The 11885-nt window shown below is 47.3% G+C and carries 11 protein-coding genes; 7 read left to right on the top strand and 4 right to left on the bottom strand.

Annotated features, from left to right (window positions below; all coding sequences use genetic code 11):
- Nucleotide 1 precedes the first annotated feature (1 nt).
- The 5 genes from NDI48_18155 (at nucleotide 2) to NDI48_18135 (ending at nucleotide 5165) form a co-directional block, all read left to right on the top strand.
- Nucleotides 2–832, top strand: a complete 831-nt coding sequence (locus tag NDI48_18155; protein MEP0833099.1) for a response regulator — start codon at nucleotides 2–4, stop codon at nucleotides 830–832.
- 104 nt (nucleotides 833–936) lie between these two features.
- Nucleotides 937–1725: a response regulator gene (locus NDI48_18150; GenBank protein MEP0833098.1), complete on the top strand. Its 789-nt coding sequence runs from the start codon at nucleotides 937–939 to the stop codon at nucleotides 1723–1725.
- Between the two features lie 77 nt (nucleotides 1726–1802).
- Entirely contained in the window at nucleotides 1803–2735 is a 933-nt protein-coding gene (locus NDI48_18145; protein MEP0833097.1) for an ATP-binding protein, read from the top strand.
- 173 nt (nucleotides 2736–2908) lie between these two features.
- Complete coding sequence (locus tag NDI48_18140) at nucleotides 2909–3283, top strand: DUF1823 family protein (GenBank protein ID MEP0833096.1); 375 nt, start codon at nucleotides 2909–2911, stop codon at nucleotides 3281–3283.
- 166 nt (nucleotides 3284–3449) lie between these two features.
- Nucleotides 3450–5165, top strand: coding sequence for a sodium:proton antiporter (locus NDI48_18135; GenBank protein MEP0833095.1), 1716 nt, complete (start codon nucleotides 3450–3452; stop codon nucleotides 5163–5165).
- Here NDI48_18135 and NDI48_18130 read toward each other — a convergent pair.
- The 3 genes from NDI48_18130 to NDI48_18120 all read right to left on the bottom strand — a co-directional run bounded on the left by NDI48_18130 (nucleotide 5131) and on the right by NDI48_18120 (nucleotide 8263).
- Nucleotides 5131–5838, bottom strand: a complete 708-nt coding sequence (locus NDI48_18130) for a TrkA family potassium uptake protein (protein ID MEP0833094.1) — start codon at nucleotides 5836–5838, stop codon at nucleotides 5131–5133. The two genes, NDI48_18135 and NDI48_18130, sit on opposite strands and share 35 nt — an antisense overlap.
- A gap of 272 nt (nucleotides 5839–6110) precedes the next feature.
- Nucleotides 6111–6275 (bottom strand): hypothetical protein, encoded by a 165-nt coding sequence (locus NDI48_18125; GenBank protein ID MEP0833093.1) that lies wholly within the window; start codon nucleotides 6273–6275, stop codon nucleotides 6111–6113.
- Between the two features lie 56 nt (nucleotides 6276–6331).
- A complete protein-coding gene (locus NDI48_18120; protein ID MEP0833092.1) occupies nucleotides 6332–8263 on the bottom strand; it encodes a GTPase family protein in 1932 nt (643 codons plus the stop codon).
- 330 nt (nucleotides 8264–8593) lie between these two features.
- On the opposite strand from NDI48_18120, the gene NDI48_18115 reads away from it, so the two are divergent.
- A complete protein-coding gene (locus tag NDI48_18115; GenBank protein MEP0833091.1) occupies nucleotides 8594–9175 on the top strand; it encodes a hypothetical protein in 582 nt (193 codons plus the stop codon).
- A 353-nt stretch (nucleotides 9176–9528) separates the two neighbouring features.
- Nucleotides 9529–11223, top strand: coding sequence for an NAD(P)H-quinone oxidoreductase subunit 4 (locus NDI48_18110; protein ID MEP0833090.1), 1695 nt, complete (start codon nucleotides 9529–9531; stop codon nucleotides 11221–11223).
- Nucleotides 11224–11315: 92 nt separating this feature from the next.
- Here NDI48_18110 and NDI48_18105 read toward each other — a convergent pair whose 3' ends face one another.
- A complete protein-coding gene (locus tag NDI48_18105; protein MEP0833089.1) occupies nucleotides 11316–11552 on the bottom strand; it encodes a hypothetical protein in 237 nt (78 codons plus the stop codon).
- Between the last annotated feature and the right edge of the window lie 333 nt (nucleotides 11553–11885).

Below are 11885 nucleotides of genomic sequence, written 5' to 3'. Positions count from 1 at the left end.
GATGGGGGGAGATATTAAGGTTAGCAGTCGCTTAGGTAAGGGAAGTATTTTTCAATTTGAGATCGAGGTGGATTTAGCCCAAGAGCCTAAAATTGTAACGCCCCAAGCCAGTCCTAGGGTGATTGGTTTAGAATCTGGACAACCGCAATATCGCATCCTTGTTGTTGACGATCGCCTGGAAAGTCGTGTGCTGTTAGTTAAACTTCTGGCATCTGTCGGTTTTGAGGGGCAAGAAGCGGTGAATGGGCAAGAAGCCATTGAATTGTGGTCAAGCTGGGAACCTCACCTGATCTGGATGGATATGCGGATGCCTGTCATGGATGGGTATGAAGCCACTAAACGTATCAAAGCCGACTTAAAAGGTCAAGCCACGGCAATTGTTGCCTTAACCGCCAGTGCTTTTGAGGAAGAACGTTCCGTTGTTTTGTCAGCAGGCTGTGACGACTTTGTGCGTAAGCCCTTTCGAGAGTCGGTTATCTTTGAAAAGATGGCTCAACACTTAGGGGTGCGTTACATTTATGCAGAATCCGCCTCATCCACGTCAGCAGGTGGAAGGCAACAGATCGAAGTCGAACCAGGGGATTCATCTAACATTGAAGGTTTGGCTGTGCCGTACATCCTTGAGCCTTCATCGTTCTACGTAATGCCAACTGAGTGGGTTCATGAGCTATACCAGGCGGCTGTCACCATTGATAATGAGCGAATATTTCAGCTGATCGAGCAAATCCCTGCTGTCTATAACCCACTAGCCAAAGCTATAGCTGATTTAGTCAATAATTTCCGTTGCGATCAAATTTTGGATTTAATTGAAGAAGCTAAAATTTTGGACTAGGAACTCATAAAGGATAACTGATGAACAATTAAAGCCTATCATCTCCATTTATGTTCTCCCTTTTTTCCTAAGATAACGTATTATTTTAATTGACATTTTAATTCATGAATAGTAATCAAATTGAAGTAGATTCAGGAAACATTTTAATCGTTGATGATACACCCGAAAATCTGCAAATTTTATCTGCCACACTCTCAGAGAGGGGATATAAAGTCCGGGGCGTCGTCAAGGGACAAATGGCGTTAAGAGCCGCCAGATCGGCTCCACCCGATCTGATTTTACTGGACATTAGAATGCCAGAAATGGATGGCTATGAGGTCTGCTCTAAACTCAAAGCTGATCCAAAAACCTGCGAAATTCCAGTCATTTTTATTAGTGCCCTGGATGAAGTATTGGACAAGATTAAAGCCTTTGCAGTTGGTGGAGTGGACTATATTACCAAGCCGTTTCAAGTCGCAGAAGTTTTGGCACGGGTTGAGCATCAACTGACGATTCAGAGGCTCTCCCATCAACTCCGAGAGCAAAATCAACAATTACAACAGGAAATTCAAGAGCGATTGAAAGCCGAAAAAGCGGCTGAAGCAGCCTCTAAAGCAAAAAGTGACTTTCTGGCAAATATGAGTCATGAACTCCGCACTCCTCTCAATGCAATTCTCTGTTTTACTCAAGTGATGAGCCGCGATCTGCAATTGAGTACTGAGCAGCGAGAATATTTGAGAATCATCAATCGCAGTGGGGAGCATTTACTGGATTTAATCAATGATGTTTTGGATTTATCCAAAATCGAGGCGGGTCTAAGTACACTTTATGAAAGTAGCTTTGACTTGTATCGTCTCCTTGATTCTTTGGAGGAAATGCTACAAATCAAAGCCGAGCAAAAAAAATACAACTAATCTTTAAGGTTCCATCAAATGTTCCTCACTATATAAAAACTGACCCCAAAAAATTGCGAATTTGTTTAATAAATCTCTTGGCTAATGCCATTAAATTTACGGAAAATGGGACTGTAAATTTGCGTGTGAATGCAGGAATAGCCACCGCAGAGAGATACACGGGTAAGACTAGATGCCATGTCTGCACATCGTCTTCCTCCCAATTTTTATTTCCTAATACCCTGCATTTTGAAGTAGAAGATACGGGGCCGGGAATTGCACCAGCGGAAATGGCAGGTTTATTTGATGCCTTCGTGCAAACGGAAACGGGTCAAAAATTTGCCGAAGGAACGGGATTGGGTTTAGCAATAACGCGAAAGTTTGTGCAACTGATGGGAGGAGAAATTCAGATTAGCAGTGTTTTAGGTGAGGGGGCGATTTTTAAATTTGATATTAAAATTGATGAACCAGATTCGATTGAACTCATAGCCAAACCCCTCCGGCGAGTCATCGGTTTAGAGCCAAATCAAGAGGTGTATCGCCTGCTCGTGGTTGATGATACCAAAGAAAACCGTTTACTCCTCGTTAAATTGCTCGAACCGATTGGCTTTGAGGTACAAGAAGCTGAAAATGGTGCCGAAGGATTAGCCTTATGGGAGAGTTGGCAGCCTCATCTAATTTGGATGGATACACGGAAGGGTGCCTACGAGGAGACAAAAAGACCAAGGGATAAGGAAACTCAGACAGCGTGTACCCCGTCTCCCCAAGTCCAATTTCCGATGTCCAATAGCCAATCGGTGATCATTCGGATTGTTGACAATGGTGCTGGCATGAATCAGGAAGTGCAGCATCAGATATTTGACCCATTTTTTACCACCAAGCCTGTAGGCAGTGGGACAGGCTTAGGATTAGCCATTAGTTACCAGATTGTCGTCGAAAAACACCAGGGTCATATCAGTTGTATTTCTACCCTAGGGCAAGGGACAGAGTTTATCGTGGAGATTCGGGTAAGAGCGAAAGCCGCTCATTAATTGCCTGAGAATACGACTGATGTCCCTTTTGGTGAGAGTCATCAACTTTTCGCTCTACTTGAGCAAACTTTTTAGTTGCATAGAAGACAAAGTAGGGGCACGATATTATCGTGCCCCTACAACAACTGTGTTGCACTCCCGTAAAAATCGCTATTGACAAATAATACCGACTGATGTCTGAACTACCCTCACTCACTACCGATACCATCTGGGCAATATTGAATGAAGAAATTGCAGATGATACCGTCAACAAACTGGTTTGGCACTATCTAGGATATCGCTATGATTCAACCGGGAATCAATGGGATATTAGCCATGTTGCTCCTGAATGGCAACAGGAATATCCAGAGCCACCGAACTTTATTGATAGCCGTCCTGCAACGGTGAAATTGACTCGCTCGATTCCGCCAGCCAATAAACAACTGTTAAAAGATCAGTTGGGTTTTAAAGGTTACAAAATCGGGGAATTTGGCCCCCGGCAGACTCGTCGGGCTACAGCCGCCAATTGGTTGTTGAGTTATATGAAAGATGCGGGTGTAACCCAATAAACGTTTACCGCTTGAGCAAAAATTGGCTGTGGGTGCAATGCCGTAAATCTGAGGGTTGCTATAAAAAAACCCTTTAGGTTGAGTTTGAGTGCATCCCTTAAGATACAAGGGGCAGTTTTGTAGAACCTGACCCTAGGTCTGTCCTTTATCTAAATGAGTAGGCACTATGCAATGGTTCGGCGATAACCCTATCGGGATGCTGACGCTGGTAAACTCGCTACCGCTTCGCTATCGCGATAACCCTATCGGGATGCTTGGCGATCGCATCCTCTTGGCAGTCCCCGTCTCAGGCGACGAGGGCAATCTGGCGGAAGTATTAACTGTTTTGATCGTCCTGTTGTTGGTCGCCACAGGGGTTGCCCTAGTATCGCGACGACTTCGTATTCCTTACATTGCGGGTTTGGTGTTGGCAGGGCTAGCCATTACTGAGCTTTTGCCTGAGACCAATCGCATTCGCCTGGACTCTTCCCTAATTTTCAATTTATTCTTGCCCATTCTGCTGTTTGAAGCCGCACTGAATACAGATATCAGTCGCCTGCGGAGTACGATTAAACCCATCGCCCTGCTTGCGGGGCCGGGGATTCTGCTCTGCGCTGGCATCACCTCCGTTTTACTGAGACTAGAACTCGGTTTAGATTGGATACCCGCCTCATTGGTCGGTGTGATTTTGTCCATTACAGATACAGCCCTAGTGATTGCGGTGTTTAAGGAGGTGTCCGCGCCTCACCGCTTGGTCACCCTAGTTGAGGGTGAAAGTCTGGTTAACGATGATGTGGCTCTAGTTTTATTTAGCCTGATTTTGACGGTTTACAAGACGGGTTCATTATCCCCTTTATATGTAGTCCAGGAATTTTTGTTCGTCATCATCGGCGGTGCCTTAGTCGGTGCCGCCTTGGGCTACCTCAGTATTGGTTTATTGAGCCAATCCGATGACCCATTGAGTAGCATTCTCCTCACCGTTGCCATTGCCTTGGGAGCCTTCCAAGCGGGTCAGTTTCTCCACGTATCCGGCGTAGTTGCTGTTGTTGTAGCGGGATTGATTGTTGGCAACTTCGAGCATTCTCAAGTAACCTCAGCCTCGACTCAAGTAACGTTGTTTAGCTTCTGGGAATACGCTGGCTTTGGGGTCAATACCTTTATTTTTTTACTCATTGGTCTAGAGATTAATCTCACTACCCTCTGGCAGACGTTGCCAGCCGTTTTCTTAGCCTTTATTGCCTATCAAGTCGGGAGGGCAATCACTGTATATCCGCTTTTAGCGTTGGTTCGTTTTTTTGACCGACCCATTCCAATGCGCTGGCGGCATGTTCTGTTTGTGGGCAATATTAAAGGCTCGCTCTCAACGGCCTTGGCTTTGAGCTTACCGCTTGGGTTGCCAGGACGAGAGAAACTGATTGCGATCGTCTTGGGCATTGTCTTGGTGTCTTTGGTGGGACAGGGGCTGAGTCTGCCTTGGGTTGTGCGACGTTTAAAGGTAGCTCACCGCTCGGAATCGTACCACCAGATTGAGGAATTGCAAGCCCAGCTCATGACAGCTAAGGCCGCTCAGGATGAATTAGATAATTTGTTCAAATCGGGAGTTTTGCCCAAAGCCGTCTACGAAGAGATGCGAGCCGCTTATCAGGTGCGGGTGGCAGCGTCTGAGAGAACGTTGCGGGATATCTACAACCAGCGTCCAGGGCGATCGCACGACAGTAAGAGCGAAAGTCTTTCGGACGCGCTTGGCGATCGCACCAAGATAGACGCGATTCGTCGGCAATTGCTCCTCGCAGAAAAGGGGGCACTCACGGATGCTCTGCGCCGACGGATTCTCTCCGAAGAAGTGGTTGAAGAGCGCATCAAAACCCTCAATGAACAACTTCTGAAGCTGGAGGATGACTAGAACGCAGACCCAAATAATCAACCACCTGATGCAACTGTTCAGATTTAGTCACCACTAGAACGGTTGACCCTGTCTCTAGCATAGTATTGCCATTAGGAATGACTAGATCGGCATGAGGATGGGATTGATAGCCAATAATCAAAGAACCTTCGGGAAAACGGGCATCCTTAGCGACTAGGGCAACGCTACGACCCGCAACATGGGAATCTGGTGGAATGGCCAGCTTGAAAACTTCGACCTGTCCCTGCTCGTAATGCATCATTGATTCCACTTGAGGATATTCAAGGACGGTCACCATTGTATTCACGGCTAAGTCAATCGTGCCGATGACGTGATGAGCTCCTGCAAGACGATAAGGTTCGGCAAAATCCCGGTTTCGCATCCGCGTCACAATATGAGGCACGCCATAGTGTTTGGCAAGGGTAATCAGTGCCAGATTTAGTGGATCATCCCGGAGGGCAGCAACAAGTGCATCGGCCTTGCGAATTCCCGCTTCTAGCAGCAATTGGGTATTCACGGCACTACCTTCAAACGCCATCACCCCCACCTGCTCCCGTGCATATCGGCAGGCTGCGGGGTCAATATCAATGACTGCAATTGTATGCCCCAATGCCACTAACTCTTGGGCTAAGTTCAGCCCCACTAACCCTGCTCCACCAATCAATATGTACATAGCTAATCTCTGAGGTATGGCTTTTGCGTATATTAGTTAATTGACAACAAGTATACGTTAAGCTCTTCCCACGCTTTCTTATACGTGGGATTAGACGCAAGTCCCGCTACGCTAACACGTTCATGGTGCATGGTTCTGTGCTCTATGAACTATGAACTATGAACCAAGCGGCAGACGGAATGCTCATCCCATCCTCCTATGAGATCCGGCAGCCAAGGAAATGGCCTTTCCGCCGCTTTCTGTGACTATGTTAAAGAGGCAAAAACCCAGTTCTAAATTGACAACATCCGCACAATTGCTAATAAATGCTCATCTTTAAGGATTTGCAACAGAATCCTAACTGTTCCTGTCTTGGTTGCCCCTGTTGTCTTGCAATACAGCTCAAGTGCTTCAATATATTCCTCTGGAATTCTTGAAGCAGTAACGATGGCAGACAAGTTGTGTTTGCTCCTCAAGAAACACCACTTGAAGCGTGAGATTGGAGTGATCACACTTAACTAGTCACTGTTGTGTTTAGGTAATACTCAAACCGTTCCCGCAGTTGTTCCACTGTCAGATTTTGAGTCCAATATTCCACCAATGCGTGACCAAATGCCCAAGCGTTGCGATCGGATGTAGCAGGGTTTTCCAACAGTAAAGGCCAAAGAGATAGCAAGTCAAAATTGCGAATGTTAGTCTCACCCGAACTCAAGAGCGAGAATAGGTCATAGGCCATCTGGAGTTTACCAATAACCACCGGCAACTCTTCCACAGGAATTCTTTCGGCTAGCAGATACGCCAGGGTTGGCTGCCCGGTTGTCAGCGTGCTCAGAAACTGGAGGACGGGACTTTTCAGCAGCGTCGTGAGTCCCTGTGTAGTCGCCATCTGGAAAGTGTAGTGATCGATAATTTTTGCCGCAGCCACGGTACGCGCTTCCAAATTCCGCAAAAAGCGGGCAAGACGCAGTTGCTTAACAGGGTCGATCGCATCCACCAATGCTAACGATAGCGCGTCCACCCCCCAAGCCGTTCGACCTGTTTTACTATCAGTCGTTACAACAGGTAGAACAAAATCACAGAAGTTGTCAAGCAACTGGGCACGATACTCGGTAGCTTCTCGAATCGCTTTTTCCTTGGGACGATCGCCCCATTCCCAATCATAAGGGGGTTCCCACTCGCGAATAGGACGCAGACGATCCACTTGAGTGACAATGGCGATCGCAGGTAAGTCTGCAATATCCGCCTTCATGTCTTTGAGAAAATCCACATCCATTTGCAAAGCTGGATCGAGGGCAGGCGTAACGAGGAGCAGCAAATCGGCATTGTTGGCATAGTCGAGTACGAGTTCCCGCAAATCGGCACGGTTGACTTGTTCGTACCCGGGAGTATCCCAAAGCGTCAGGGTTTCTCCAGATTGGGACTGCCAGTGGTAATTTTGAATGCGATCGGTACTGGGCAATACGTCAACTTCAGCGAGATCGGCTTGAAACAACGTGTTAATCAGGCTACTTTTTCCAGAACCCGTTCGCCCCACGAGTAAAATATTGACGGGTTTTTGCTCAACCGCTTCAGTAGATTCGGCTTGAGTGAGAATTTCTCGGAGGGTTTGGGTTTTCGCTTTGGGTAGCGTGGGTGTAGTTGTAGTCGCAGCAAAATCTGAGGGTAACTGGGTAGTGCCGCCGTAAAGTGCGATCGCTTGCCGACATAAGTTTCGCAGTGCCGCTGCCCGTAACGACTGACCTAAATTTACCAAAAGTTGCTGAGTGGCTTGGTTACTGGAACCTTGACTGGCAACTCTTGCGACTGCTGCCGCCGGATTTAATACCCACTGCGCCCAGTTCCAAACTTGCCTGAATTTACGGGCGGTTGGCTCTAGCTTACGGTAGACTTCGTAGGCTTGGTAGGCTTGCCCAACTGTAACCTGATTGAGGGCAGGGGATAACTTTTGCATCCACCGATCCATGTCATCCATTGTTCCCCGAATTAATCCGTAAGCCTGGGGAACGTAGATGGAAAGCAGGGGATACTTTACTTCCGGATGGTAGATGTGGGCGATCGCAACCACAATTTCTTGGCATCGCTTCCAAAAAACTGACCAGTCTTCCCAAATCGGTGGATCGTTTTGTGCCTCTTTTAGGATGTCTTGGATGGCAATTTCGGCTTTACTGGTGGCGTCGGTTCCCGTTGGCTGTACCGTTGTGGCGTCGGCAGCAGATTCCAGTTCTTGATTGACTTCTGCTAAGGCGGCTTCTAGCTGGTTTACCTCAGTTCGAGTCCATTTCACCAGCAGCCAACGCCAACCGACTAATAAGAGGGTGAATACAGCCCAAATCCAATTAATGCCCCATTCGTGAATCTGCCTTCCTGCGGAGATTAGTAGGAAGGTGATGATAATTGCGATCGGGGTTGCTAATACGACCCACTGCCACGGTTTTAATCGCACCATTGCCCTATACCTGCTTAGGGTTTATTTAGACAGATTAGCGTGGAATTGTTTTTCGTCCATCTGTTATTTGGTGAATATTGTTTGTCGCACTGGTTTAGTAGACCCTTGCTTATCTAGGCGCTAGAGAGGTAGGTCAAACATGAATTCGAATGTTTCAGCCGTAGATCAAAGACAAGCGAGTCATTTGCCTAGATCTCCCTGATGAATATGAGTACATGAAGCCAGCTTTGATGGAATTACTCAAGAAAAAAGTGCTATCTCTACTTGGAACGTTTTAAAGGAAGCTGTAGAGTAGGTTGAATTAATAGTTAAACACTAGACAACTACGCTATGTCTGCACGCTATCTGACAATCGATGAACTTCTTCAGAGGATGGATGAGCCGTACAAATCCGGCTGTCAAAATCTCTTTGCCGAACATCGCAACTTGTTTCAGACAGCGAGAAGCTCATCCAACAACCATCAGGCTTGGACTGGCGGATACATCGATCATCTGCATGAAGTGATGAACATTGCGGTTGTCTTTTACAACACTTTGAACAAGCTGCGCCCTCTACCGTTTCCCCTATCAGATGCTCTGGTTGTACTCTTTGTACATGATTTGGAAAAGCCGTGGGCGTATACGCAAGTCGAGGGAACTTGGCGCAGAAACGATGAGTTTCGCTCAAAAGAGGACACTCATGCTTTTCGGCTAAAGAAGCTTGGAGAGTACGGACTCCAACTGCCCACATATATAGAGCGTGCAATATTCTTTGCTGAGGGCGAACTGCATCATTACAGTAATCGTGAAAGGGCTATGAGTCCACTAGCCGCATTTTGCAATATCTGTGATGTGACAAGTGCTAGGCTGTGGCACGATCGCCCACTGAAACAGGGCGATTCTTGCATAGGGACAGGGCAGTTTCGCACCTAACCAATTCCTGCATCTGATGGACAGGGAGACTAATGCGATCAAATGCGCCCTAAAGCACTAGTAGCCGTGGTGCGAACATCGACGTTCTCATCCTTGAGTGCCTGGGTAAGAGCGGGTAAAGACTACAGGCAAGATTCCACCCGTTCCAGAATCATTATCGGCAAGGTATTGAGAGGCTGAGCAGAGAGTGAATAGCGAACATCTGGCTCAATTACCATATTAAGGAAATTTTGGCAATCAGCTTAAACTCGTGAATTTATCTATATTTATCTAGGTTAAAGACTTATCAATAAAGCGTTACAAAGCTTAGTAGAATAGCATCATCCACAGCTTAAGTATTTTTGCTTACTGCCATGATGCCGGATCAATTCCCCTGGCTGACCGCGATTATCCTGCTCCCACTCGTTGCTTCCCTAGCCATCCCTGTGCTGCCTGATAAAGAGGGCAAGCGCGTGCGATGGTATGCCCTGGGTGTAGGTATCGCAGACTTTGTCTTGATGTGCTACGTCTTTTGGAAGCATTACGATGCGAGCAGTGCTACTTTTCAACTCGCGGAGAAGTATGCTTGGGTGCCTCAGTTAGGTCTAAACTGGGCAATCTCGGTTGATGGTTTGTCTGTCCCACTCGTGCTTCTAGCCGGATTGGTGACGACACTGGCAATTTTTGCGGCGTGGCAAGTCGATTATAAGCCTCGCCTGTTCTACTTCCTAATGCTGGTGCTGTATTCCGCCCAGATAGGGGTGTTTGTCGCACAAGACGTGCTACTTCTATTCATTATGTGGGAACTGGAGCTGGTTCCTGTCTACCTCCTCGTCTCCATTTGGGGCGGCAAAAAGCGTCGCTACGCCGCTACAAAATTCTTACTCTATACCGCAGCCGCTTCTATATTTATTCTGGTGGCGGCGCTGGGCATGGCGTTCTACGGCGACAATATCACCTTCGATATGGTCGAACTCGCCATGAAAGATTATCCATTGGCTCTAGAATTACCCCTGTATGCAGGATTACTGATTGCCTTTGGTGTGAAGCTGGCGGTTTTCCCTCTGCACACCTGGTTACCTGACGCCCACGGCGAAGCGTCTGCTCCTGTATCGATGATTCTAGCGGGTGTGCTGCTGAAGATGGGCGGATATGGATTGATTCGCCTGAATCTAGAGCTTCTCCCCGATGCCCACGTTTACTTTGCACCGATTCTAGCCATTCTAGGTATTGTTAACATTATCTACGGCGCTTTTGCCTCCTTTGGTCAGACCAATATGAAGCGCCGCCTCGCCTATTCGTCAGTTTCCCACATGGGCTTTGTCTTGTTGGGGATTGCATCTTTCACCGACGTGGGTATCAGTGGCGCACTGTTGCAAATGATCTCCCATGGTTTAATTGCCTCGGTGCTGTTCTTCCTAGCCGGCGTAACCTACGATCGCACCCACACGCTGATGATGGACGAGATGGGCGGTATTGGTCAAGTGATGCCGAAAGTGTTTGCTTTGTTTACAGCTGCTGCCATGGCATCACTGGCACTTCCTGGAATGAGCGGCTTTATCAGCGAACTCTCAGTCTTTGTGGGTGTGACAACTAGCGATATCTACAGTTCGCCCTTCCGCACGCTGACGGTGTTCTTAGCCGCCGTAGGCGTGATCCTAACGCCGATCTATCTGCTGTCCATGCTGCGACAAGTGTTTTACAACTCTGGTGCAGCACCGACATGCAATGTAACCAATACAGGCTCAGAAAATCACGGCAGTCAGGAGGCAATGTGCTTTGGGACAAACTGTGTTTTACCGGGCGATGCTCTCTATAAAGATGCGAGTCCGCGTGAAGTGTTTATTGCCCTCTGTTTTCTGGTGCTGATTGCCGGTATCGGGTTCTACCCTAAGGTGGCTACCCAGATGTATGACGTGAAGATGGTGGCGGTGAACGCTCAAATCCGCGAATCGTATACCCAATTCGCCCAAGCTAATCCCCAGATTTATGCCAAGGCATTCTCGAACCCTAGAATTGCAGAGGTTGAAGTAGCGCCCGTTTTGGGAGTCCTCAAGTCGCTGGATTAACCTCTATTGCTGTTGAAATTTAAGCGATCGCTTCAAAGGAGGCGATCGCTTTTTCTATGATACGAGGACGCTGAGGTAAGAGAAACACAGACTTATACGTTTGAATGCGGCTTGGTATAAGCGAATAGGCTCGTGATATGGCGCTCTACTGGATAGTGAGGCGGAACTAGAGCGATCATTTGAGCTTGGTTTGTTGTGATCGCCATTTCTTGCTCAAAGATGAATTCGCTGTAGTCGGCAAGGTTATCGAGTCCCACTAGGTTCAAGATGATTTCGATCGCTAGCCAAATCGTAACTTTTACCCATCTGTTTTTCCACTGCTTTTTCATAACCCTTGCCTTTTAGGTGGCTGATGGCGGTTGAGCCTTTGACCTCAATCAACGAAGCAGTGGTTTCAGTCTGAGCGGGTTAATCAACTAAATCCTGGCTGATCGCCTGCTCTCGACACCTACATCCGTAAAATGTTGACATACCTCTTAGAGAAAGTTAACGAAAACTCACTGCACCATTAATCATATAAAGTTACTTAAAGTTTTGTAAAGGGACTCTGCCGAAAAAACACCCATTATGAGGAAATTTGATGAAGTTATTTAACGTTAGTGAGTATACATGCTTAGGGAATACCCGTTGACGATCAAGAGGTTACACCTGGCTCCCCCCAA

It is taken from the genome of Microcoleus sp. AS-A8 (assembly GCA_039962225.1).
Classification (GTDB): domain Bacteria; phylum Cyanobacteriota; class Cyanobacteriia; order Cyanobacteriales; family Coleofasciculaceae; genus Allocoleopsis.
The sequence above is the reverse complement of the archived record's forward strand: the minus strand, read 5'-3'. Positions and strand labels throughout refer to the sequence as shown.